The organism is Rhodoferax sp. WC2427 (assembly GCF_040822085.1).
Lineage (GTDB): Bacteria > Pseudomonadota > Gammaproteobacteria > Burkholderiales > Burkholderiaceae_C > Rhodoferax_B.
The window spans coordinates 925,682-948,049 of sequence record NZ_CP162006.1; the positions used below are offsets into that span (position 1 = coordinate 925,682).

Sequence of the window (22,368 nt, forward strand, 5' to 3'; positions counted from 1 at the left end):
AATACGCTGTCACAAAATTTTCTTGCAGGGCCCGGTATTTGCTTAAAAGTTTGCAGCTACTAACTTAAAAATGGACTAGCAACGATTTTGGATAGAATCGAGGCTCCGTTTGCTAGGTTTTGACCATATCAAAAATGCTGGAAACCACGATGCGGGACGCGTCCCCATGGTGCACAGGTGGTCCACAAACCGCCCACATGTTGTCCAGAAACCTATCCACCGCCCTGTGAATAAATTGTGCATAAGATCCCTGTTGCGGCCCTGCAACGCATGACCTGCCCGGGTGTCCGGACTTTGCAAGACAGGCTTTTTGCCTACAATGAAGTTCCAGCTATCGCAGTTGCCAAAGATTGTTGGTTCAGGGCGCGTTCGTTTTCGACGCGCCCTTTTTTCGTTTATCACCCATGACTTTCATGGATCTGGACTGCAATACAGCCCGGGACATGGAAGTGATTTCACTTTAAATAAAGCTTTTCGTTGATGAAAAACATCAGAAATTTCTCCATCATCGCGCACATCGACCATGGCAAATCAACGCTGGCTGACCGCTTGATCCAACGCTGTGGCGGTCTGGCCGAACGCAAAATGGAAGCCCAGGTGCTGGATTCGATGGACATCGAAAAAGAGCGCGGCATCACGATCAAGGCGCAAACCGCCGCCCTGCACTACAAGGCGAAAGACGGGCAGATCTACAACCTGAATCTGATCGACACCCCCGGCCACGTGGACTTTTCCTACGAAGTGAGCCGTTCCCTGTCGGCCTGCGAAGGTGCGCTGCTGGTGGTCGATGCGAGCCAGGGCGTGGAAGCCCAAACCGTGGCCAACTGCTACACCGCGCTGGAGCTGGGCGTGGAAGTGGTGCCTGTGCTGAACAAGATTGACCTGCCCAACGCCGACCTGGACAACGCCAAGCTGGAAATCGAAGACGTGATCGGCATTGATGCCACCGACGCGATTCCCTGCTCGGCCAAAACCGGCGTAGGCATCGACGAAATTCTGGAAGCCATCGTGGCCAAGGTGCCATCGCCCAAGGGCGACCCGGCAGCCCCGTTGCGGGCCATGATCATCGACAGTTGGTTCGACCCGTATGTGGGCGTGGTGATGCTGGTGCGGGTGGTGGATGGCCGCCTGGCCAAGGGCGAGCGCATCCGCATGATGGCCTCGGCCGCCTGCTACAACGCCGACAACCTGGGGGTGTTCACCCCCGGCACCGAAGTGCGCCAGTCGCTGGAGGCGGGCGAGGTGGGTTTCATCATCGCGGGTATCAAGGAATTGCAGGCTGCCAAGGTGGGCGATACCGTCACCCTGGACAAAAAGCTGCCCAACAACGCAGGCCCGGCCGAAGAGGCCTTGCCCGGCTTCAAGGAAATCCAGCCCCAGGTGTTTGCCGGGCTGTACCCCACCGAAGCCAGCGAGTACGAGTCGCTGCGCGATGCGCTCGAAAAGCTCAAGCTCAACGATGCCTCGCTGCACTACGAGCCCGAGGTGTCGCAGGCGCTGGGCTTTGGCTTTCGCTGCGGCTTTTTGGGGCTGCTGCACATGGAAATTGTGCAAGAGCGCTTGGAGCGCGAATTCGACCAGGACCTGATCACCACCGCCCCCAGCGTGGTCTACCAGGTGGCGCGCTCGGACGGCACCATCACCATGGTGGAAAACCCCGCCAAGATGCCCGATTCCAGCCGCATGGAAGAAATCCGCGAACCCATCGTCACCGTGCACTTGTATATGCCGCAAGAGTACGTGGGCGTGGTGATGACGCTGGCCAACCAGAAGCGCGGTGTGCAGATGAACATGGCCTACAAGGGCCGCCAGGTCGTGCTGACCTACGAGATGCCGCTGGCCGAGATCGTGCTGGACTTCTTCGACAAGCTTAAATCGGTGAGCCGGGGCTATGCCTCCATGGACTACGAGTTCAAGGAGTACCGCGCGGCCGATGTAGTGAAAGTGGATATCTTGCTCAACAGCGAAAAGGTCGACGCCCTGTCGATCATCGTGCACCGCAGCCAGTCGCAGTACCGGGGTCGGGCCGTGGTGGCCAAGATGCGCGAGATCATTTCCCGCCAGCAGTTCGACGTGGCCATCCAGGCGGCCATTGGATCCGGCATTATTGCCCGTGAGACAATCAAAGCGCTGCGCAAGAACGTCATTGCCAAGTGCTATGGCGGCGACATTTCGCGCAAGCGCAAGCTGCTTGACAAGCAAAAACAAGGTAAAAAACGCATGAAGCAAATCGGCTCGGTAGAAGTGCCGCAAGAGGCTTTTCTGGCAATTCTGCAGGTGGAAGATTGATGCAAGTTCTGACGGCGATGGTTCTGGCGGCTTTTGTCGCCTATGGTGGGGCTTGGTACATGGGCATGCTGGAGGGCAACTTTGCCTTGCTGCTGTTTCTGGCCACCTTTGTGACCGGTTTGTACTGGCTGGCCGAGCGGTTTTACTTTTTGCCGCGCCGCCAGCATGCGGTGGTCGCGCTGGAGCAATCGGCGGCCCAGCGGCTGGCGGAACTGAACAAGATGGGCATCACCCAGGTGGACACTGTGTCGCCTGACACCAAGGTGCGCATGTTGCAACAGCCCTGGTGGCTGGACTGGACTGCGGGCCTGTTTCCGGTGATTCTGGCGGTGTTTTTGCTGCGCTCGTTCCTGTTTGAGCCGTTCAAGATCCCCTCGGGCTCGATGATTCCCACGCTGTTGGTGGGCGACCTGATTTTGGTGAACAAATTCCACTACGGCGTGCGTTTGCCGGTGCTCAACACCAAGCTGACCGACGGTACGCCCCCCCAGCGTGGTGACGTGATGGTCTTCCGCTACCCTCCCAAGCCCAGCCTGGACTACATCAAGCGGGTGGTCGGCGTGCCGGGCGACGAAGTGGCCTACATCAACAAGCGTTTGACCATCAACGGCAAGGCGCTGGACACCAAGGCCATTCCCGATTTCTTCGACGAAGACCAGATGCGCTACTTCAAGCAGTTTGAAGAAACCCTGGGCGACCAGCCGCACCGCCTGCTCAATGACGAGAGCCGCCCCGCCTTTGTACAGGGCGCTGATGACTTTGCGTTTCGGCAAAACTGCCAGTACAGCGTCGAAGGCGTGGTCTGCAAAGTCCCCGAAGGCCAGTATTTCATGATGGGCGATAACCGCGACAACTCGCTGGATTCGCGCTACTGGGGCTTTGTGCCCGACAAAAACATCGTCGGCAAGGCCTTCTTTGTGTGGATGAATTTCGGCAACATCAAACGCATTGGCGCGTTCCACTAGGTTTGAAAGGGCAAGTGATGAAACATGCATTGAGGTCCAAACAACGCGGCCTGTCTTTCTTCGGCGTCATCTTCTTGGGCGTGCTGATCTTCTCGGTGTTCGTGGTGGGGGCCAAGGTGGTGCCGACCGTGATCGAACACCAGGCGATTTTGAAAGCCCTGGAGAAATCCAAGTCCGGCAACACCGTGCCCGAAGTGCGCTCCATTTTCGACAAAGCCGCCACCATCGACGACATCTCGTCCGTGTCCGGCAAAGACCTGAACGTGACCAAGAACGGCGACAAGGTCGTGGTCTCCATCGCCTACAACAAAGAAATTGAATTGGTGGGCCCAGCTTATTTGCTCATCAAGTACACCGGAACCAGCAAATAGCGTGAACGATGGCCTTCTAGCGCTGCAGCAACGACTGCAGCATGTTTTTTCCGATGGCAAATTGCTGGTGCGTGCCACCACCCACCGCAGCTTTTCGGCCGACCACAACGAGCGGCTTGAATTTCTGGGCGACTCGGTACTGAACCTGTCGGTGGCAGGCCTGCTCTACACCCGCCTCAAGGACCTGCCCGAGGGCGATCTGTCCCGCGTGCGCGCCAACATGGTCAAGCAAGACACCTTGCACCAATTGGCCGTGGTGCTGGATCTGCCCAGCGTGCTGCGCCTGGGGGAGGGCGAGGCCCGCTCCGGCGGACAAAAGCGCCCGTCCATCCTGGCCGATGCCCTGGAAGCCGTGATCGGCGCGGTGTACCTGGATGCCGGGTACGACGCTGCCGAGGCCCTGGTGCACCGCCTGTTCAAAGAGGTCGAAATCAACCCCCAGATGCAGGCCATCGGCAAAGACCCGAAGACCGAGTTGCAGGAGTGGCTGCAGGGTCGCAAAATGAAAGTACCCGCCTACCGCGTGGTCAGCACCTTGGGGGCTGCCCACCGGCAAACCTTCGATGTGGAATGTGAAATTGTTGAGCTCGGCCAAACCGAGCGCGGCATTGGCGGCTCGCGCCGCGCTGGTGAACAGGCTGCGGCGGCTGCCATGCTGGTCAAACTTCAATCCAAAGCCGTCTCCGTGAAAGCCTCCAAATGACCGCAAGCCAAAACCCCGAATCCGTTCCCGTCCCTGAATCCGCCGACACCCCGGAAGATGCCCTGTCTTCGCTGGAAGGCATGCTGGCCGGGCTGAAAAAAGTGGCTCCCGGTGGCGACACCACCGGCCAGCGCTGCGGCCTGGTGGCCATCGTGGGCAAGCCCAACGTGGGCAAATCCACCCTGCTCAATGCCGTGGTGGGGCAAAAAATCAGCATCACCTCGCGCAAGGCGCAGACCACGCGCCACCGCATCACCGGCATCCGTACCCGCGAGAACACCCAGTTCGTGTTTGTCGACACCCCCGGCTTCCAGACCCACCACAACAATGCGCTGAACCGCTCGCTGAACAAAACCGTGCTGGGCGCAGTGGGCGATGTGGACCTGATCTTGTTTGTCGTCGAGGCCGGCAGCTTCACCCTGGCCGATGCCAAGGTGCTGTCGCTGCTCAAGCAAGACATCCCCGTGCTGCTGATCGCCAACAAGCTGGACAACGTACACCGCCGGGCCGAAATCGCCCCCTGGCTGCAATCCATGCAAGAGCGCCACAAGTTCGCCGAATTTGTGCCCATGTCGGCCAAGAACGCCAAGGACATCGAGCGCCTGTTCGCCATCTGCGCCAAGTACCTGCCCGAGCAGGGCTGGTGGTACGCCGAAGACGAGCTGACCGACCGCAGCGAGAAGTTCCAGGCCGCCGAGACCGTGCGCGAAAAGCTGTTCCGCCTCACCGGCGACGAGTTGCCCTACACCTCTACCGTCATCATCGACAAGTTCGAAGAAGAGCCACCCGCCCGCAAAGGCCAGAAGCGCCTGCTGAAAATCGCTGCCACCATCGTGGTCGAGCGCGATGGCCACAAAGCCATGGTGATCGGCGACAAGGGCGAGCGCATCAAGCGCATCGGCATGGAAACCCGTGTCGAACTCGAAAAGCTCATGGATGCCAAGGTGTTCATTGAGGTCTGGGTCAAGGTTCGCTCCGGCTGGGCCGACGACGAAGCCCGCGTGCGCTCTTTCGGCTACGGCGACTGACCACGCACCCCCCTGGGCCACCGGTCGGCCCTGGCGTGCTGTGTAGCCCTGTTTTTATCTGACCATGGCCACCAAACGCACGCTGGATGAACCTGCTTATGTGCTCCACCGCTACGACTGGAGCGAGTCCAGCCTGATCCTGGAAGTCTTCACCCGCCACCACGGCCGCATGGCCATCGTGGCCAAGGGGGTGAAAAAGCCCACCTCCAACTTTCGCCCCATCTTGCTGCCGCTGCAACCCCTGCGGCTGTCGTTTGGCGGCGATGCCGAGATCCGCACCCTCAAGGCGGCCGAGTGGGTGGGCGGCCATGTGATGCCCACCGGCGACGCACTGCTGTCGGGCTACTACCTCAACGAACTGCTGATGCGCCTGCTGGCCCGCGACGACCCGCACGCCGTGCTGTTCGATGCCTACGCCATTGCGGTCCAGGTGCTGGCCTCCGAACATGGCGAGGCCCTGCAACCCGCGCTGCGGGCCTTCGAGCTGTTGCTGCTGCGCGAGATCGGGCTGCTGCCCTCGCTGGACGTGCAAACCATGACGCTGGAGCCGCTGGACCCCGCGGGCCGCTACAGCCTGGTGGCCGAGGGCGGCCTGCGCCAAAGCCAACAGGACGACCGCGCCAGCCTCAGCGGTGCCCAATGGCTGCTGCTGCAGCACTCGCTGCAGGCCGGCGCCCCCTTTACCGCCACTTTGCGCGCCTGCGCCGAGGTGCTGAACGGCCTGAAGCCCCAGCTGCGGGCCGTGCTGCACTACCATTGCGGCATGGCAACGCTGCATACGCGGCAACTGATGATGGACCTGCAAAATTTATGAGCCAATCCCCCACGCGCACCGCGCTTTCCGTCAACGTCAACAAAGTCGCCCTGGTGCGCAATACCCGGCACCTGGGCATCCCCAGCGTGGCCCGCGCGGCCACGCTGTGCCTGCAGGCGGGGGCCCAGGGCATTACCGTGCACCCGCGGCCCGACGCGCGGCATATCCGCCCGGAAGACGTGACCGAGCTGTCGGCCTTGCTCAAGGCCTGGCCGGACCGCGAATTCAACATCGAAGGCAACCCGTTTCAGAACCTGATGGACTTCGTGCGCCAGTGCCGCCCGCAGCAGTGCACCTTTGTGCCTGACGGCGAAGACCAGTTCACCAGCGACCACGGCTGGAACCTGGCGCAAGACGGCGAGCGCCTGCGCCCGCTGATTGCCGAAGCCCACAGCCTGGGCGTGCGCGTCAGCCTGTTCATGGATCCCGTGCCCGCCGCCATGGCCCAGGCCAAAGCCGTGGGTGCCGACCGCGTCGAGCTCTACACCGAAACCTTCGCCAGCGCCTTTGGCCAGCCGCATTTCCAAGAGGTTTTTGAGCAGTTTGTGCAGACAGGACGGGCGGCAGCAGCTATTAATTTAGGAGTCAACGCCGGCCACGACCTGAACCGCGACAACCTCACCACCTTCCTGCGCGGCTGTCCCATGGTGCAAGAAGTGTCCATCGGCCACGCCCTGGTGGCCGACGCGCTGGAACTGGGCTACGCCGCCACCGTGCAAGACTATCTGCGCTGCATTGATGCAGCCTTTGCCTGACAAGGAGTACCCGCGATGGGATTGCCGCTTAAAAACCTCAGCATGCCGGACTTTGTGGCCTGGGAGAACGCCCAGCCCACGCGCAACGAGTTCTACCGGGGTGAAGTCTTCGCCATGGTCGGGCCGCGCCGCGTGAATGGGGAAGTCGTTGTCAATGTGCTGACTGCATTGAAGCACCATCTCAAAGGATCGCCTTGCCGCGTGTACAGCGAAAGCATGAAGCTCCAGGTGGCCGACGACGCGCTGTTTTACCCGGATGTGTTCGTCACCTGCGATGCGCAAGACCTGCGCACGGACCGCATCTTCCGCGCGCCCACGCTGGTGCTGGAGGTCCTGTCGCCCACGACCGCCGGGTTCGACCGGGGCCTGAAGTTCGCCACCTACCGGCGCATCCCGTCCCTGCAAGAGTATTTGCTGATCGACCCGATGGAGCGCAGCGTGGAGCTGTTCCGGCGCAATGCCCAGGGCCTGTTCGAGCTGCACGACATGACGGCAGCTACCCACCTGGTGCTGGCCAGCGTGGGGCTGGAAATGCCCATCGCCGACGTGTTTGAAGGCGTGGAGCCGGGCGACACGCTGGACGAAACACCTGACGACATTCCTCGACCATGATCTACGGCATCGGCACCGACATCTGCGACGTGCGTCGCATCCGGGCCAGCCTGGAGCGGCATGGCGACCGGTTTGCGGAAAAGGTGCTCAGCGATGCCGAACTGGCGGTGTGGCGCCGCCGCAGTGCGCGCAACCCCGAGCGCGGTGTGCGCTATCTGGCCACCCGCTTCAGCGCCAAGGAATCCTTCAGCAAGGCCATTGGCATGGGGATGCGCATGCCCATGACCTGGCGGCTGTGCGAGATCGGCAACCTGCCCAGCGGCCAGCCGGTGCTGGTGCTGCACGGCGTACTGAAAACCTGGTTCGAGGAGCGCCAACTGAGCGCCCATGTGACCGTGACCGATGAGACCGACTATGCCGCCAGTTTTGTGGTGGTGGAGCAGCCACCGGCCTGAAACTGGTTTGCTATAGTGTTGATAGCTGCTCACGCCCATTGAATGAGCGCTAGAGCCTTATTTCTTATAAAGTATTGCCATGTCCCAACACGCACCCCTCATCATCGACATCGCGGGCACCAGCCTGACCAAGGCCGACCGCCAGCGCCTGCAGCATCCGCTGGTCGGCGGCCTGATTTTGTTTGCCCGCAACTGGCAAGACCGGGCGCAACTTACCGCGCTGTGCCGCGCGATCAAGAAGGTCCGCCCCGACGTGCTGGTTTGCGTGGACCACGAGGGCGGCCGGGTACAGCGCTTCAAGACCGACGGCTTCACCCACCTGCCGCCCATGCATGTGCTGGGCGAGCTGTGGATGGCGGACGCCTTGCAGGCCACCAACATCGCCACCGCCTGCGGCTACGTGCTGGCGTCTGAGCTGCGTGCCTGCGGGGTCGATTTCAGCTTCACCCCGGTGCTGGACCTGGATTTTGGCGACAGCAGCGTGATCGGCAACCGCGCTTTCCACCGCGACCCGCGCGTGGTCAGCATGCTGGCCAAGAGCCTGGTGCACGGCCTGCTACAGGCGGGCATGGGCAACTGCGGCAAGCATTTCCCCGGGCACGGCTTCGTGACCGCCGACTCGCACACCGCCATTCCGGTGGACAAGCGCAGCCTCAAAGCCATTCTGGCGGATGACGCTGCGCCCTACGGCTGGCTCAACACCAGCCTGCGCAGTGTGATGCCCGCCCACGTGATCTACCCCAAGGTAGACAAGCGCCCGGCAGGTTTTTCCGAAAAGTGGCTGCAAGAGATATTGCGTGGCAAGCTGGACTTCCAGGGGGCCATCTTCAGCGACGACCTCAGCATGGCCGGGGCCCGCAAGATTGACGGCCAGGATGTCAGTTACACCGAGGCAGCGATTGCCGCCCTGCAAGCCGGTTGCGACCTGGCGCTGCTGTGCAACCAGAGCCTGGGCGATGGCCAGGAGCTCGATGCCTTGCTGGCCGGCCTGGCCGAAGCCCAGCTCAAGGGCCTGTGGCACCCCGATGAGGCCAGCGAGGCCCGCCGCCAGGCCCTGCTGCCCGTAGGCCCTGCGCCCGAATGGGACGCGTTGATGACCCAGCCCGCCTACATGCAGGCGCTGTGGCTGGTGCCTTGACCGGTACTACTGTTTTTATAGCTGCTCACGCTTATGGAATAAGCGCTGGCAGCCTAAAAAGCATACAAATTACTCTTTGCGCAGCGCCGGGAACAAAATGACGTCCCGGATGCTGGCGCTGTCGGTCAGCAGCATCATCAGGCGGTCGATGCCGATGCCGCAGCCGCCAGTGGGGGGCATGCCGTATTCCAGGGCGCGTACGAAGTCGTGGTCGAAGTGCATGGCTTCGTCGTCGCCGCTGTCCTTGGCGTTCACCTGGGCCTGGAAGCGGGCGGCCTGGTCTTCGGCATCGTTCAACTCGCTGAAGCCGTTGCCGAACTCGCGGCCGGTGATGTAGAGCTCGAAGCGCTCGGTGACCTCGGGCCGGTCGTCGTTGGCGCGGGCCAGGGGCGAGATTTCGGTGGGGTGCTCCATGATGAAGGTGGGCTGCCAGAGCTTGTCTTCCACGGTTTCTTCAAAGTACAGCACCTGCAGGCTGGCCAGGGTGCGGCCCGCGAGCTTGTTCTTGGCCTCGGTCAGGCCGAGCTTTTTCACCGCGTTGGTCAGCCAGTTGGCATCGAACACGTTGTCGCCGGCTTCGGTGTACTTCTGGATGGCTTCCACAATCGTCAGGCGCTCGAAGGGCTGGCTCAGGTCGACTGGCTTGCCCGCGTAGGTGAGCTGCAACGAGCCAGTGGCACGCTGGGCGGCGTCGCGGATCAGCTTTTCGGTGTAGTCCATCAGGTCCTGGTAGTTCCAGTAGGCCGCGTAGAACTCCATCATGGTGAACTCGGGGTTGTGGCGCACCGAGATGCCTTCGTTGCGGTAGCTGCGGTTGATTTCGAACACGCGCTCGAAGCCGCCGACGATCAGGCGCTTGAGGTAGAGCTCGGGCGCGATGCGCAAAAACATTTCCTGGTCCAGCGCGTTGTGGTGCGTCTTGAACGGCTTGGCGTTGGCACCGCCGGGAATGGGGTGCAGCATGGGCGTCTCCACCTCCAGGAAGTCGTGGGCCACCATGAAATCGCGCAGGGCGCTGACGGCCTTGCTGCGGGCCATGAAGCGCTGGCGGGCCTGCACATCGGTCATCAGATCGACGTAGCGCTGGCGGTACTTGGTTTCCTGGTCGGCCATGCCGTGGAACTTGTCGGGCATGGGGCGCAGGCTCTTGGTGAGCAGACGCACGCTGGTGGCGTGCAAGGAGAGCTCGCCGGTGCGGGTTTTGAAGACGGTGCCCTCGGCCGCCACGATGTCGCCCAGGTCCCAGTGCTTGAAGCTGGCGTACAGCTCCGCGCCCACGTCTTCGCCCTTGATGTAGATCTGGATGCGGCCACCGGTGTCGCCAAACGACGCGTCTTGCAGGGTGCAAAAGCTGGCCTTGCCCATGACGCGCTTGAGCATCATGCGGCCCGCGACCTTGGCCGTGGCACCCAGGGCGGCCAGTTCTTCGGTGGACAGGCTGTTGAAGCGCTCAAACAGGCTGGCGGCGTGGTCGCTGGGTTTGAAGTCATTGGGGAACGCGACACCCTTGCCCTCGGTTTGCTGCTGGCGGATGGCTTTGAGCTTTTCGCGGCGCTCCAGAATCAGCTGGTTTTCGTCTTGTACGGGTGCGGGGGGGAGGGTGTTTTCAGACATGGAAGCGTTTTGGATGGAGAAAGGGCGGGTTGCGCCGAACCCGCCATTCTAAAACGCCGCCAGTGGGTCCTGTGGTCAGTGGGTAACGCCGTCGCGGCGCAGTACCTTGAAGAAGGTCAGCACCAGAATCCGCAGATCCAGCGCCAGGGAGCGGTGTTGCAGGTAGTAGGCGTCGAGTGCCACTTTGGCCGGAATCGGCAGTTCGTCGCGCCCGTGGATCTGCGCCCAGCCGGTCAGCCCGGGCACCAGGGTGTGCACGCCCTGGGCGGTGCGCAGGGCCACCAGGTCGTGCTGGTTGAACAGCGCAGGGCGCGGCCCCACAAAGCCCATATCGCCCTTCAGAATGCTCCACAGTTGGGGCAACTCGTCCAGGCTGCTCTTGCGCAAAAAGCTACCGATGGGCGTCAGGTAGGTATCCGGATTTGCTAGCAAATGCGTAGCTACTGCAGGCGTACCTATGCGCATGGAGCGGAACTTTGGCATGGAGAAAATGCTATTGTTTTTACCCACCCGGTCAGACCAGTACAACACCGGACCGGGGGAGGTGAGGCGCACCGCCAGGGCCACCAGCAGCAAGGGCAGGGCCAGCACCAGCAGGGCCAGCAGGGCCAGAAATAGGTCGATCAGCCGTTTCATGGCCGGTAGTCCACCAGCGCCCGGCGCAGACCCTCATCGACCGTGACGGGTGGTATCCAGCCCAACAGCGTGCGCGCTTTGCGGCTGTCGATCTGCAGGTTGCCGCACAGGCGTTGCGCTGCCGCACGTCGGCCCAGCAGTGTGGCTGCGGTCATCAGCATCCAGATGGGTGCGGGCAGTAAACGGGCGGGGCGGTCCATGGCGCGGGCAATGCGTTGGACTAGTGCTGTGGTGGACAGGTCCTCGCCATCGCTGACCATCAAGGTCTGGTGCGCCGCCGCAGGGTGGGTCAGGCAGGTGGCGATGAGGTCCACCAGGTTGTCCACGGCCAGCAGGCTGCGTTGGTTGTCGATGTAGCCCAGCGGCAACGGCGTGCCACGCGCCACGGCCCGCGCCAGTGCCGCAAAATTGGCCCCCACCCCCAGGCCGTACACCAGCGGCGGTCGCAAAATGGTCAGGGCCAGGCCGCTGCCGCGGACGACGTTTTGCAAAGCCTGTTCGGTTTCCAGTTTGCTGATGCTGTAGCCGTCCTGGGGCGCGCAAGGACTGGTTTCGCAAAACGGCTGGTGGGCCGGTGTGGATTCGCCGTTAACCTTGATGGAGCTGAGGAACACCAGGCGCTGCACGCCCGCTTGCGCGGCCATCTGCGCCAGGCGCGTGCTGCCCACCACATTGACCTGCCGAAACGCATGCAATGGATCAACGGCCTGTTCATGCATCACATGGACCCGCGCCGCCAAGTGGACCACCGCGTCGATGCCCGCCAAGGCCGTATGCCAATCGGTGGAGGCATCCAGATCGCCGACCTGCACGTGCTGCACCCCGGCAGGCAGCCGCTCCACCCCAGATGCCCGCACCGCCGCCCGCACCTCAAACTGCGGCAGCGTCAGCAAATGCGCCACCAGGGCACGTCCCACGAAGCCGGTGGCTCCTGTTACCAGTACTTTCACGGGCGAAGGTACCCAAAAAAACGGGGCGAAATTGGCATTGGTTGATGTGGACAGAGACCGTTACGGGGGTCGGCGATACTGTGTAGCTTGTGCATGGGTTACTGCGGAAGTCTTGGGGATGCCGGGGTATGTAGCACGTAAATATCAAGTATTGAATGGCCAAGCTACTCTATTTCATTTCCGAAGACTGGTTTTTTTGCTCGCATTTTCTAGACCGGGCCAAACTCGCGCAATCTCAAGGTTTTGAAATTGTAGTTTTGGCCCGTGAAGGTCGGCACGCCCAGCGTATCAAAGATGCTGGCTTTCGTATTGTGGGTTTAGATATGGAGCGCAGCAGCACCCAGCTTTGGAAGGAGTGGCAGGTACTGCGCCAAGTATGGCGCGTGTACGGTCAGGAAAAGCCGGATGTACTGCACCACGTCGCCCTTAAACCTATTATTTATGGCAGCCTCGTGGCCCGGCTGCGTGGATTGCGTGCGGTGGTGAATGCGCCGGTTGGTATGGGCTACGTTTTCACCTCGCAAGACAAGAAGGTGCGTTGGCTTAGGCCGTTGGTGGGTCTTTTTCTTCGCAATTTGCTCAATCCGCAGGGCAGCAAAGTTATTTTTGAGAATAGCGAAGATCTGCAGGCCCATGTGCTGCGCAAGGCAGTTCGGCCGCTGGACGCGGTCTTGATCCAAGGGGCGGGCGTGGATACGGCGGTGTTCCATCCCGTCGCGGCGCCCCAAGGCGACCCGATTGTGGTGATGGCGGCGCGGATGTTGAAGGACAAAGGAGTGGTCGAGTTTGTAGCGGCGGCGCGGCTGCTGCGGCAGCGGGGCGTTGGCGCGCGGTTTTGGCTGGTGGGGGCACCCGATCCAGGAAACCCGTCGTCGTTGACGAAGGCGGAGTTGATGGGTTGGCAAGCGCAGGGTGATGTGGAGTGGCTGGGACACCAAGACGATATGCCAAGCCTGTTGCAGCGTTGCCATATCGCGTGTTTGCCCTCCTACCGCGAGGGTCTTCCCAAGTTTTTGTTGGAAGCGATGGCCAGCGGACTGGCGGTTGTCAGCACGGATGTGCCGGGGTGCCGCACCGCGGTGCAGCACGGACTGACGGGCTTGCTGGTGCCTGCGCGGGATGTGGTCGCATTGGCTGACGCATTGGCGCAGTTGATATCGCAGCCGTTACAGCGTGCTGATATGGGCAGATGCGCGCGGGCCCGTGTCGAGCGAGAATTTTCCGGTACCCATATCAACCAACAGACGTTGGAACTCTACCAACGGTTGGTCGCCACACCTTTCAACGGCACACCACACACAGATGCTTGAAGCGTAGCGTCGGTTGAACTGGCTCGCCTCTTTTTCATGACGCCCTTGGGTCATCCGCCACGCGCTGGAGTACGCCACGCCAGTGGTGCTCCATTTCTGTGGAAATGCCATGGGTTTTAGGGAGGTGGGGGTCGCATGTCCATTGCCTCCATTGGTCCAAGCACCGCTTTACCGGCAACGCCAGCAATGCCATCACCGCGAAATGCCACTGGCCCGACCGCACAAAGTATCGCAATTGGTACTTGGCCATGGCGCGGCGAATTTTCGGAAACCTGTGCCAGTCGATGCTGGTGTTGACACGGTAGGCAAACAGTACTTCGTCGATGGTGGTAAACCGGCTGCTGCGGTAGGTGCGCAGCAGCAACTCCTGGTCCTCGCATAAATAAGGCGCGGGCACGGTGTAGCGGTGGGAGCGAAACCATTCTGTTTTCCCCATCCAGGTGGGGTGGGGGAGGTGAAACCCCAGCCAGGGACGGGCACAAATGTCGGCATGGGAAAGGGCGTACGGGAAACTGCCACTGACGTGGTTGAACTCGTCAACCGTGATGGCCCGGGTGGCTACCAGGTCCAGCGTGCCATCCGCTTGCAACGCGGCAACTTGCCTGGCGAAGCGTTCCGGAAAAGAAATGTCGTCCGCATCCATGCGGGCAAAATACTGGCCTCTGGCCAGATCCACTGCCTGGTTCAGACGTACGGCAATGCCCATATTGCAGCCATCCCGCAACACCTTGATGCGGGAATCACCCAGTTCCTGGGTCAAGTGGTCCAGGGCGCCATCGCTGGAGCCATCGTCCAGTACAAGGAGTTCCCAATCGGTGAACGTCTGCCTCACAATGGACGCAATGGCCAGCCTCAGATGCCTGCCCGCGTTGTATACCGGTAAGGCGACCGTCACCAATGGCGGTAAGCCCCCGGCGTTGCTCATAGCTTTACCCACGCCTGGGGCAGCAGGTGTTCAGTGTTGCGCGCTTGGGCAAACCATTGCTTTGGTGCTACGACTATTTTGTCTGGGCGGGCATTCAACCAAGCACCCCACCAACTGAAGGAACTGTTGGCAATCACGTGGTGTTTGCACAGACTCATGAGGTGCATGTCGTCGTAGGCTTGGTCATTGTGGCCAATATGGTACGTTTTGGCGGCTATGGTCAGGTGTGCTTTTACCCACGGCATGTCGTCTGAAAAAATGTAAAAAACAGGTTTATCGACGCGGTGGAGAAGGTACTCAACGGCGGCGTTGTAGTAATCCAGTGAACACACGCCGTGCAAGGCTGTAGTTGCCTGATTTTTGACATAGTCGCCGCGCCGAACATGCAAACTGACCGCATTGACCTGGCCCATTTCCCTGGCGAGCCAGATGTTTTGGCCTGCCAATGGCGATTTGAAAGAGAAATCTGTGCGTATGGCCGCAGCATGCGCCTGGAAGTATTTGTCGGACTGCCAGTAGCCTTTCAAATAGCAGTCATCCGGTGCATCCTGGATACCGCCCCAATACTGGAAATGGGGCTCGACGACCAGGCTGTCTTTGCGCAGTGCCGCCGCGCTGGGGCGGGACAAGATTCTCTGGACAAGCGGTGTGCGCTGCCATCCCAGGAGGGAGCTTATTTCGGACTCGGATGCGACATCGAACCGTCCCTTGAATGCTTGTTGAAGCTGGAACCCTTGGTGCAATTTGTAGTTCTTAAAACCGGAGATGTCTAACTTGACACCTTGCCCCCGGTCCAGCGCTAGAGCGCGCCCTGCTGCAAACTGGAACATTTGGTTGCCTAAGCCGCCCAAAATATTGGAAATGATCACGGCTAGCTTTACAGGCCCGTGTGGTTCAAGATTTGCCCCACCAGTTTACGGATTTTTTTCTTCGGTCCCACATAGCTTGGTGGAGGGCAGAGGGCCTCGATATCGGCTGATTTCTCGATCGCAAACGGCTGGTGGTATTCGAAACCTTCAAAGAACAACGCGTGGTTTGCCGCACAGAGCTCATCCCATCCATCAACAAGTGTCTTGTTGAACAACGCGCTTACAGGCGAAAAGGACGCCATACCGGTTTCGCGCTTGGGCAAGTAGCGGAGAATTTTTCTCTCTGCATCAAACTTGATGAAATGTAGGTGCACCGAGAAGTTATATAAATACTCGTAGGTGATCATTGGGTACTCAAGGTAACCACGTCCGGTGCCAACCCTGAAAATCTCTTGCAGAAAGTCCGCGGGACTGTTCACATGCTCAATGACGTGTGAGCAGATCACATAGTCAAATTGACCGTCGTCAAATGGAAACCGACCACCGTCGTAATAGTGCACTGGCCGACCAGCAAAATGACCGGCCTGGGTAACGCCACCGCGCTGCGCTACCTGCTCCTGTGCCGAATCAAATCGCAACTCCAAGAATGCATCGGCTCTGCGATGCGGCGTTGACCCCGGACCAATTTCCAGAACGCGGTCCTGTGGCTGGATGGATACTATTTTCTTAGCGTAGAACATGGAATTTTTTTATCATTTTTGCGCTAGGCCCATTACAAACGGACCCATGATTCCCATACAAATGGGTAATTCCATTGCTCTCGGTGTGTGGAGGCAAGTTGTCCCCTGATTTTTTCACGCATCTCCACCGCATTCGGTATGAAGTCATGAAATTGAATTTGTAAAAATCGTATATTCTTAATAAATCCGGTTTCGATGAGGCGCGGGAGTACATCATATTCTCCGCCTTCGATATTTATTTTAAGTAAATCAATTTCATGCACGTGAAGATTTTCCATGGTGGTTGCCATGTCTTTTAATGCAATTTTTTCTTTCAGATGACCACTGGTTTGGCGTGCGGTGCTGGACGCGTCGTCATCTCTGGATATGAAAATCTCGCTGTCAGTATTCGACAAGCCGTAGTTGAAGCATTTTATTTTGGTGTTGCCTGAAAATCGGGCTTCGCATATTTGATAAAAGTCGCTGACTGGCTCGAATATATAAATGGGACACTGGTACTGTTGGTAAAGGGCATTTGCAAAGTCACCTTTGTAGCCACCTATGTCAAACACTACGCTGCCGGAGTTCAAGGTGTACGCCAGTCTGAGTGTGCTATCGCCCTTGTCCTGAACCCATTTCCTGTGTGCGACGAAGAAAGGCTTTTTGACAATATGCAATTGGTAGAGGTAGTTGATCCGGTTGAAGATCTTGGTACCCAATTTCTGGGGCTGCATAACGAGGGCGAAAGCGTTCGAGATTTTCATGGATTGACTGTATGAATTACTTACGCGCCGTTTTCGGAGCGAACGTTTCGCAGCCATTCGAGGCTGAACGTGAAGCCGATCAGGTTGATCGACAGCCATCCAAAAGCCGCGCCGATGATGCCTAGCCGGTCAACCAAGGGGGGGATGATCGCAATCGACAGAACCAGAGCGGCAAGGTTGACCTTGAGCATGCGGTCGACTTTTCCAACGACCAGCCAATGGATGTAGCCCACATTGTAAAAAGCATTCAAAGCGGTACCGATCAGCAGCACCGACAGCACCGGGTAGATGGCAGTGGCGGCTGTTGCATTTCGCACCCAAAAATGAAGCATCCATTCACCCATTGCCGCAAAAAGCAGGCCGCCAATGGCAACCAGGCCTCCAAATAGCCAGAGTAGTTTGATACTGAGCTTGCGCAGCCCCCTCGGATCAAACCGCAGTTGTATAGCCATGGGCATGACCGCCTGAATCAGCGGGTAGACAAGTTGCAGTGCACCCAATGCGATGCTGGCTGCAATGGTGTAGTAGCCAAACTGCTGCAGACCCACCATCTTGCTTAAAATTATTTTGTCCATTTGCACAGTCAGTGCGGCCAGCCAGGCTGTACCCGTCAAGTTGGCAATTGTTTTCCAAACCGGTAGCAGGCTTTGCGGCTCCCACCTGAGGCCGCTTCTTTTTACGCCCGTCGTCCGCCATGCCCGGTGTCCCCGCGCCAGGGTCTCCAGCAGTCCTACACCAGCTTGCCACACCAGGTAAGCGTATAGAGTGGGCCAGCACAACACAACCATCACCCCACCTACATGCCTCGCCAGTGCTCCAATCAGCATGATGGCGTTCAACGGGATTTGGGCCTGTGTTCCAACGAGCAGGCTGCGGTACACCGAGCCTGGGAACTGAACGGCGAAGAGTATGCCGGCGCCGCAGATGGCATAGGTGCCAAGGGAGAGCGGTAGATCGTCCAAGACAAGCCAGTGGGTGGCGATCACATTACTTAGCAGCAGGATGGCCGTTCCGATGGTCAGGCCGAATACCCAATACAAACGCTCAACACCGTATAAAAGCGACGCGGTATCGCGTTTTCCGCCGTCGGTGGCGTTGAATCGGATGGCAAATTCGCGCACCAGCGCCTGGCTTGTTCCGGCGTCCATGATGCCCAACAACGCCTGTAGCATGGTGATAAAACCAATCAAGCCGAATTGTTTCGGTCCCAGCGCCTGCAAGTACCACGGTAACGCCAGAATGGGGGCAAGGGCAATCGTGCCGGTTCCCAGGTAGTTGGCGAGAATGTTGTTTTTGAGTCCCATGGCGCGTGCCCACTAGACTGTGGCGGGCTGGGTGCGGTCTGCCGCAGAGACTGCGTCATCGGGTTGGAAACCTGGAACCAACTGTTGAAGCAGCACCAACATGCGTTTGTTGTCGAAGAGGCGCGCGGCGGCGTTGAGCTCTTGCAGATGGCTGGACAAGGTAACCCAAGTCAGGTACTCCTCATGCGCCCGCAATATCCGCGGATGCTCGGTTGCCTCCGGGTTGTCGCCAATGAGCAACTCCTCATACAGCTTTTCCCCCGGTCGCAAACCGGTGATACAGATTTCAATATCTCCATCGGGACTGAGCGCATCGCGCAGTGTCAAACCCGACAAGGCCAGCATGCGGTGTGCCAGGTCCAGAATTTTTACCGGCTTGCCCATCTCCAGCACAAACACGTCCCCCCCATGCGCCATGGCACCGGCCTGCAGCACCAGTTGCGCGGCCTCGGGGATGGTCATGAAGTAGCGGGTCACCTCAGGGTGGGTGACAGTCAGTGGTCCACCATCGGCCAGTTGCTTGCGAAACAATGGTACGACGCTGCCGCTGGAGCCCAGCACATTGCCAAACCGCACCATAGCGAAGACGGTGGTGTTGGGGCTGCTGGTGTTGTCATCCCACTGCACGAGCGGGCTGGCTGCCAGGGCCTGCAGGATCAGTTCGGCGATGCGTTTGGTGGCGCCCATCACGTTGGTGGGGCGCACGGCTTTGTCGGTGGAGACCAACACAAAACGCGCCACCGAGGTGCTGACAGCCGCGCGCGCCATGTTCAGGGTGCCAAACACGTTGTTCAAGATACCTTCGGCTGGATTGCTTTCGACCAGGGGTACATGCTTGTAAGCGGCAGCGTGGTAGACCGTGGCGGGTCGGTACTGGGTGCAGATGCCTAGCATGCGCGCATAGTTGCCCACACTGCCCAGCAGCGGCACCAGTTCCACGGCCAGGTCGCGCTGGGTGCACAGGGTTTGCAGCTCCGCATGGATGGTGTAGAGCCCGAACTCGTTGTGGTCTACCAGCACCAGACGCAGGGGCCGCTCCACCACGATCTGGCGGCACAGCTCGCTGCCAATACTGCCACCGGCACCCGTCACCAGTACGGTTTTACCGGTAAGGTTGCGGGCCAACAGTTCGGGGTGGGGCGGAATGGGCTCGCGGCCCAGCAGGTCTTCGATGTCGAGTTCGCGGATGTCTTGCACGGTGACACGGCCACTGGCCAGGTCCGACAAGCCCGGTAAGGTGCGCACGTGCACCGGCAGGGTTTGCAAGGTTTGCAGAATTTCGTTGCGGCGCTCCCGGCTGACGCTGGGCACGGCCAGCAAGATGTCGGTGACATTTTCCCGGTGGACGATGCCGGGGATCTGCTGTGGTCCGTAGACCGGCACGCCGTTGATACTGCGGCCTGTTTTGGCCGGGTCGTCGTCGACAAAACCCAGAATGGTGTAGGTGCGCGTGCTGCCCAGTGCAGCGGCAGTTTGCACGCCTGCGTTGCCCGCGCCATAGATCAGCAGGCGTGCGTCGGTGCGCCGCGCACCGATGTCGAGCCCGGCCAGCCAGAACCGGGCGACCGATCGGCTGGTTCCCACCAGCAGCAAAAAAATGAGGGGCTGCAAAATGCCAATGCTGCGGGGAATGACTTCCCACTGCATCCACTGCATCCACTGCAGCACGGCAAAGAGCCAGAGGGTGTAGATACCGACGGCCTGGGCGGTTGCGGTGAGCGCGGCCATGCCGGTGTAGCGAAAGATCGCACGGTACAGGCCAAAGCGTACAAAAATCGGTATGGCCAATAGGGGGCCGAGTGCGTACACCGCCCATTGGGCTCCAACGGGCCAGTGCAGCTTGTCCAGCCGCAGGGTAAACGCCAGCCACATGGCAAACAGCCCCAAGACCACGTCCAGCGAGACCACCACCAGCCGCTTGGTCGAGCGGGGCCATTGCAGAATCGCGTGGTGGTTCGAAAGAAATACCCTCATCATTCGGGACGCTGTGGAGTCGGATGCGCTTTGACCAGCACATCGGCCACCAGTTCCAAACGTACCAGGGGGCTGTCCAGGGCCAGCAAATTGTGTTTGAGCTGCACCGACAGCGGCAGCATTTCACACCAGCGGTTGGCCACCCAGCCGCAATCGTCCAACTGCAGGGGCGGCAGGATCGGAAAGCGGTCTTCTGCGACATGCTGCTCACGCAGTGTCTGTACCAGCTGGCCCAGCGTCTTGGATGCATGCGCCAGGTCACTGGGGATGGGGGTGGCGACCTCGTCGTCCAGCAACTCGACATCCGCCACCCATTGGCCGTGGGCCAGTTGGCGGCTGGACTGGATGCGAAAGCGTTCGCCGCCCAAGCAGTCAATCTCCATCAAACCGGGCTGCGGGGCATCGAAATGGGTGATCCGGGCCAACGTACCCACCGGAAGAAATGTTTCGCTCTCTACCCCGGGGCGGCGTACTTCAGAGCCCTTCAGCAGCGAGACGATACCGAAGGGTGTGCCCGCCTTGCGGCATTGCTCCACCATGTGGAGGTAGCGCACTTCAAAGATGCGCAGTGGCAGCAGACCACCGGGGAACAGCACGGTTTCCAGGGGGAACAGAGGCAGGTTGGCGTAGGCGCGGGGTGTGGACAAAGGGGGCTCTGGGCAAACGGTGACAGGCGCTATCATCCCACGACCCGAATAGGCGTTTGCATGTTGTACCAAATCATCTCGTTTTTGTTGGAAGTCGCCACCGGTCTGGTCGGCAGTGCCTGCCTGTTGCGCCTGTATATGCAATACCAGCGCATCTCATTTCGCAATCCGGTCGGTAACCTGGTGTTTGCGCTCAGCGACTGGCTGGTGCTGCCGCTGCGGCGCATGGTGCCGGCGGTCGGGCGCTGGGACCTGTCCAGTGCCATCGCTCCGTTTTTGCTGAAGTTGCTGCAGTTCTTCTTGCTGTGGCTGTGGGCGGGCGGCGTAGCGGGGATATTGGCAGTGCCGGTGCTGGCGGTGTTTGGTGTGGTGTCGATGGCCATCACCGGGCTGATCGGCATACTGCTGATTTACAGCGTGTTGTCGTGGATGCAGGCCCGCTCACCGCTGTCCGACGTGCTGGAGCGCCTGTGTGCCCCCCTGCTGCTGCCGGTGCGGCGCATCGTGCCACCGGTGGGAGGGTTTGATCTGTCGGCGCTGGTGCTGTTGGTGCTGCTGCAGGTGGCATCTATCGTGATGAACTACGCGCTACCTGCAGTGCTGGTGATGGTGTAAGCCCGTTGCGCTGCTACACATTTAAACTATCATTTTGATAGCTTCTTACGCTTATTAGATAAGCGCAGGCGGCCGATTTTTATCTCTAAAAATCGGCCTGAAAACTACACTACGGCATCCACCGGCTGCTTGAGCAGCATGGCCAGCGTGTGGGCGATGGTTTTGCGCAGTTCCTTGCGGTTGCAGATCAGGTCGATCGCACCCTTTTGTTGCAGGAACTCGGCCCGTTGGAAGCCTTCGGGCAGGGTGACGCGCACGGTGGACTCGATCACGCGGGGGCCGGCAAAGCCGATCAGCGCCTTGGGCTCGGCAATCACCACGTCGCCCACAAATGCAAAGCCAGCGCTCACGCCACCCATGGTCGGGTCGGTCAGCACGCTGATGTAGGGCAGGCCCTTCTTGGCCAGGCGGGTGAGAGATGCATTGGTCTTGGCCATTTGCATCAGGCTCAGCAGGCCTTCCTGCATGCGCGCGCCGCCGGTGGCGGTAAAGCAGATGAACGGCACTTTTTGCTCAATGGCGGCGTGCACGGCGCGCACGAAGCGCTCGCCCACCACGCTGCCCATGCTGCCGCCCATGAATTCAAACTCAAAGCAGGCCACTACCACGTTGATGCCGTGGACCGAGCCGCCCATCACCACCAGCGCATCGGTCTCGCCGGTGTTTTCCATGGCTTCCTTGATGCGCTCGGGGTACTTGCGGCTGTCCTTGAACTTCAGCGGGTCGACCGGAACCACCTCCTGGCCCAGCTCGTAGCGGCCTTCGGCATCCAGAAACACATTCAGGCGCGCGCGGGCGCTGATGCGGTGGTGGTGGCCGCAGGTGGGGCAGACGTTCTGGTTTTGCTCCAGGTCGGTCTTGTACAGCACGGTTTCGCAGCTTGGGCATTTGATCCACAGCCCCTCGGGCACGCTGCGCCGGTCGGCCGGGTCGGAGCGCTGGATTTTGGTGGGGAGCAGTTTTTCAAGCCAAGACATGGTGGGTTCCTCTGTACTGTGGGCGCGCCCTGGCCATCCAGGGGCGCGCCGGGG

At 60.1% G+C, this 22,368-nt stretch carries 23 protein-coding genes; 12 read left to right on the forward strand and 11 right to left on the reverse strand.

From position 1 onward, the window contains the following. The first annotated feature begins 480 nt into the window (after nucleotides 1–480). From lepA to nagZ, 10 genes are all read left to right on the forward strand, one after another. Nucleotides 481–2,289 carry a translation elongation factor 4 gene (gene lepA, locus AB3G31_RS04485; RefSeq protein ID WP_367849008.1) on the forward strand — a complete coding sequence of 603 codons (1,809 nt, stop codon included), beginning with the start codon at nucleotides 481–483 and terminating at the stop codon, nucleotides 2,287–2,289. After that, on the forward strand, nucleotides 2,289–3,254 hold the full coding sequence (lepB, locus tag AB3G31_RS04490; RefSeq protein ID WP_367849009.1) for a signal peptidase I: 966 nt from the start codon (nucleotides 2,289–2,291) through the stop codon (nucleotides 3,252–3,254). Before lepA ends, lepB begins: the two co-directional genes overlap by 1 nt. A gap of 17 nt (nucleotides 3,255–3,271) precedes the next feature. Next, complete coding sequence (locus AB3G31_RS04495; protein WP_367849010.1) at nucleotides 3,272–3,625, forward strand: DUF4845 domain-containing protein; 354 nt, start codon at nucleotides 3,272–3,274, stop codon at nucleotides 3,623–3,625. 1 nt (nucleotide 3,626) lies between these two features. Then, on the forward strand, nucleotides 3,627–4,328 hold the full coding sequence (gene rnc, locus AB3G31_RS04500) for a ribonuclease III (RefSeq protein ID WP_367849011.1): 702 nt from the start codon (nucleotides 3,627–3,629) through the stop codon (nucleotides 4,326–4,328). A gap of 80 nt (nucleotides 4,329–4,408) precedes the next feature. Then, on the forward strand, nucleotides 4,409–5,356 hold the full coding sequence (era, locus tag AB3G31_RS04505) for a GTPase Era (RefSeq protein WP_367850290.1): 948 nt from the start codon (nucleotides 4,409–4,411) through the stop codon (nucleotides 5,354–5,356). A gap of 64 nt (nucleotides 5,357–5,420) precedes the next feature. Next, nucleotides 5,421–6,170, forward strand: a complete 750-nt coding sequence (recO, locus tag AB3G31_RS04510) for a DNA repair protein RecO (RefSeq protein ID WP_367849012.1) — start codon at nucleotides 5,421–5,423, stop codon at nucleotides 6,168–6,170. Continuing rightward, nucleotides 6,167–6,925, forward strand: coding sequence for a pyridoxine 5'-phosphate synthase (locus tag AB3G31_RS04515; protein WP_367849013.1), 759 nt, complete (start codon nucleotides 6,167–6,169; stop codon nucleotides 6,923–6,925). The genes recO and AB3G31_RS04515 overlap by 4 nt, the downstream gene beginning before the upstream one ends. Nucleotides 6,926–6,940: 15 nt before the next feature. Next, nucleotides 6,941–7,537: a Uma2 family endonuclease gene (locus AB3G31_RS04520; protein ID WP_367849014.1), complete on the forward strand. Its 597-nt coding sequence runs from the start codon at nucleotides 6,941–6,943 to the stop codon at nucleotides 7,535–7,537. After that, entirely contained in the window at nucleotides 7,534–7,932 is a 399-nt protein-coding gene (acpS, locus tag AB3G31_RS04525; RefSeq protein ID WP_367849015.1) for a holo-ACP synthase, read from the forward strand. Before AB3G31_RS04520 ends, acpS begins: the two co-directional genes overlap by 4 nt. Before the next feature lie 79 nt (nucleotides 7,933–8,011). Continuing rightward, nucleotides 8,012–9,070 carry a beta-N-acetylhexosaminidase gene (gene nagZ, locus AB3G31_RS04530; RefSeq protein ID WP_367849016.1) on the forward strand — a complete coding sequence of 353 codons (1,059 nt, stop codon included), beginning with the start codon at nucleotides 8,012–8,014 and terminating at the stop codon, nucleotides 9,068–9,070. A gap of 69 nt (nucleotides 9,071–9,139) precedes the next feature. On the opposite strand, the gene lysS is transcribed toward nagZ, so the two are convergent. From lysS to AB3G31_RS04545, 3 genes are all read right to left on the reverse strand, one after another. After that, entirely contained in the window at nucleotides 9,140–10,684 is a 1,545-nt protein-coding gene (lysS, locus tag AB3G31_RS04535) for a lysine--tRNA ligase (RefSeq protein WP_367849017.1), read from the reverse strand. Between the two features lie 75 nt (nucleotides 10,685–10,759). Further along, nucleotides 10,760–11,320: a sugar transferase gene (locus AB3G31_RS04540; RefSeq protein WP_367849018.1), complete on the reverse strand. Its 561-nt coding sequence runs from the start codon at nucleotides 11,318–11,320 to the stop codon at nucleotides 10,760–10,762. Continuing rightward, nucleotides 11,317–12,270 (reverse strand): UDP-glucose 4-epimerase family protein, encoded by a 954-nt coding sequence (locus AB3G31_RS04545; RefSeq protein ID WP_367849019.1) that lies wholly within the window; start codon nucleotides 12,268–12,270, stop codon nucleotides 11,317–11,319. The genes AB3G31_RS04540 and AB3G31_RS04545 overlap by 4 nt, the downstream gene beginning before the upstream one ends. A 155-nt stretch (nucleotides 12,271–12,425) precedes the next feature. On the opposite strand from AB3G31_RS04545, the gene AB3G31_RS04550 reads away from it, so the two are divergent. Further along, the gene (locus AB3G31_RS04550; RefSeq protein ID WP_367849020.1) at nucleotides 12,426–13,580 is read left to right on the forward strand and encodes a glycosyltransferase family 4 protein; all 1,155 of its coding nucleotides are present in this window, start codon (nucleotides 12,426–12,428) and stop codon (nucleotides 13,578–13,580) included. A 34-nt stretch (nucleotides 13,581–13,614) separates the two neighbouring features. Here the strand turns inward: AB3G31_RS04550 and AB3G31_RS04555 are convergent, their stop codons facing one another. The 7 genes from AB3G31_RS04555 to AB3G31_RS04585 are packed head-to-tail and all read right to left on the reverse strand — an operon-like array spanning nucleotide 13,615 to nucleotide 20,722. Next, nucleotides 13,615–14,505, reverse strand: coding sequence for a glycosyltransferase family 2 protein (locus tag AB3G31_RS04555; RefSeq protein WP_367849021.1), 891 nt, complete (start codon nucleotides 14,503–14,505; stop codon nucleotides 13,615–13,617). Next, entirely contained in the window at nucleotides 14,502–15,374 is an 873-nt protein-coding gene (locus AB3G31_RS04560) for an alpha-1,2-fucosyltransferase (RefSeq protein ID WP_367849022.1), read from the reverse strand. Before AB3G31_RS04560 ends, AB3G31_RS04555 begins: the two co-directional genes overlap by 4 nt. 8 nt (nucleotides 15,375–15,382) lie before the next feature. Next, nucleotides 15,383–16,054, reverse strand: coding sequence for a class I SAM-dependent methyltransferase (locus tag AB3G31_RS04565; protein ID WP_367849023.1), 672 nt, complete (start codon nucleotides 16,052–16,054; stop codon nucleotides 15,383–15,385). A gap of 32 nt (nucleotides 16,055–16,086) precedes the next feature. Beyond that, a complete protein-coding gene (locus AB3G31_RS04570) occupies nucleotides 16,087–16,797 on the reverse strand; it encodes an FkbM family methyltransferase (RefSeq protein ID WP_367849024.1) in 711 nt (236 codons plus the stop codon). A 20-nt stretch (nucleotides 16,798–16,817) separates the two neighbouring features. Then, nucleotides 16,818–18,101, reverse strand: coding sequence for a lipopolysaccharide biosynthesis protein (locus tag AB3G31_RS04575; RefSeq protein WP_367849025.1), 1,284 nt, complete (start codon nucleotides 18,099–18,101; stop codon nucleotides 16,818–16,820). A gap of 12 nt (nucleotides 18,102–18,113) precedes the next feature. Then, nucleotides 18,114–20,075 carry a polysaccharide biosynthesis protein gene (locus AB3G31_RS04580; protein ID WP_367849026.1) on the reverse strand — a complete coding sequence of 654 codons (1,962 nt, stop codon included), beginning with the start codon at nucleotides 20,073–20,075 and terminating at the stop codon, nucleotides 18,114–18,116. Next, nucleotides 20,075–20,722 carry an LON peptidase substrate-binding domain-containing protein gene (locus tag AB3G31_RS04585; RefSeq protein ID WP_367849027.1) on the reverse strand — a complete coding sequence of 216 codons (648 nt, stop codon included), beginning with the start codon at nucleotides 20,720–20,722 and terminating at the stop codon, nucleotides 20,075–20,077. Before AB3G31_RS04585 ends, AB3G31_RS04580 begins: the two co-directional genes overlap by 1 nt. A 60-nt stretch (nucleotides 20,723–20,782) precedes the next feature. Between AB3G31_RS04585 and AB3G31_RS04590 the strand changes: the two genes are divergently transcribed. After that, nucleotides 20,783–21,337, forward strand: a complete 555-nt coding sequence (locus tag AB3G31_RS04590; RefSeq protein WP_367849028.1) for a YggT family protein — start codon at nucleotides 20,783–20,785, stop codon at nucleotides 21,335–21,337. Nucleotides 21,338–21,441: 104 nt separating this feature from the next. On the opposite strand, the gene accD is transcribed toward AB3G31_RS04590, so the two are convergent. Beyond that, nucleotides 21,442–22,314, reverse strand: a complete 873-nt coding sequence (accD, locus tag AB3G31_RS04595) for an acetyl-CoA carboxylase, carboxyltransferase subunit beta (protein WP_295955508.1) — start codon at nucleotides 22,312–22,314, stop codon at nucleotides 21,442–21,444. Nucleotides 22,315–22,368: the final 54 nt, after the last annotated feature.

Excerpts from the sequence above, each read along its gene's own strand:
- nagZ (WP_367849016.1), top strand. The coding sequence starts at position 8,012 with ATGTCCCAACACGCACCCCTCATCATCGACATCGCGGGCACCAGCCTG.
- lepA (WP_367849008.1), top strand. The coding sequence starts at position 481 with ATGAAAAACATCAGAAATTTCTCCATCATCGCGCACATCGACCATGGC.
- lepB (WP_367849009.1), top strand. The coding sequence starts at position 2,289 with ATGCAAGTTCTGACGGCGATGGTTCTGGCGGCTTTTGTCGCCTATGGT.
- recO (WP_367849012.1), top strand. The coding sequence starts at position 5,421 with ATGGCCACCAAACGCACGCTGGATGAACCTGCTTATGTGCTCCACCGC.
- AB3G31_RS04495 (WP_367849010.1), top strand. The coding sequence starts at position 3,272 with ATGAAACATGCATTGAGGTCCAAACAACGCGGCCTGTCTTTCTTCGGC.
- accD (WP_295955508.1), bottom strand. The coding sequence starts at position 22,314 with ATGTCTTGGCTTGAAAAACTGCTCCCCACCAAAATCCAGCGCTCCGAC.
- era (WP_367850290.1), top strand. The coding sequence starts at position 4,409 with ATGCTGGCCGGGCTGAAAAAAGTGGCTCCCGGTGGCGACACCACCGGC.
- lysS (WP_367849017.1), bottom strand. The coding sequence starts at position 10,684 with ATGTCTGAAAACACCCTCCCCCCCGCACCCGTACAAGACGAAAACCAG.
- AB3G31_RS04580 (WP_367849026.1), bottom strand. The coding sequence starts at position 20,075 with ATGAGGGTATTTCTTTCGAACCACCACGCGATTCTGCAATGGCCCCGC.
- AB3G31_RS04520 (WP_367849014.1), top strand. The coding sequence starts at position 6,941 with ATGGGATTGCCGCTTAAAAACCTCAGCATGCCGGACTTTGTGGCCTGG.
- AB3G31_RS04555 (WP_367849021.1), bottom strand. The coding sequence starts at position 14,505 with ATGAGCAACGCCGGGGGCTTACCGCCATTGGTGACGGTCGCCTTACCG.
- acpS (WP_367849015.1), top strand. The coding sequence starts at position 7,534 with ATGATCTACGGCATCGGCACCGACATCTGCGACGTGCGTCGCATCCGG.
- AB3G31_RS04570 (WP_367849024.1), bottom strand. The coding sequence starts at position 16,797 with ATGAAAATCTCGAACGCTTTCGCCCTCGTTATGCAGCCCCAGAAATTG.
- AB3G31_RS04540 (WP_367849018.1), bottom strand. The coding sequence starts at position 11,320 with ATGAAACGGCTGATCGACCTATTTCTGGCCCTGCTGGCCCTGCTGGTG.
- AB3G31_RS04590 (WP_367849028.1), top strand. The coding sequence starts at position 20,783 with ATGTTGTACCAAATCATCTCGTTTTTGTTGGAAGTCGCCACCGGTCTG.
- AB3G31_RS04515 (WP_367849013.1), top strand. The coding sequence starts at position 6,167 with ATGAGCCAATCCCCCACGCGCACCGCGCTTTCCGTCAACGTCAACAAA.
- AB3G31_RS04565 (WP_367849023.1), bottom strand. The coding sequence starts at position 16,054 with ATGTTCTACGCTAAGAAAATAGTATCCATCCAGCCACAGGACCGCGTT.
- AB3G31_RS04575 (WP_367849025.1), bottom strand. The coding sequence starts at position 18,101 with ATGGGACTCAAAAACAACATTCTCGCCAACTACCTGGGAACCGGCACG.
- AB3G31_RS04550 (WP_367849020.1), top strand. The coding sequence starts at position 12,426 with ATGGCCAAGCTACTCTATTTCATTTCCGAAGACTGGTTTTTTTGCTCG.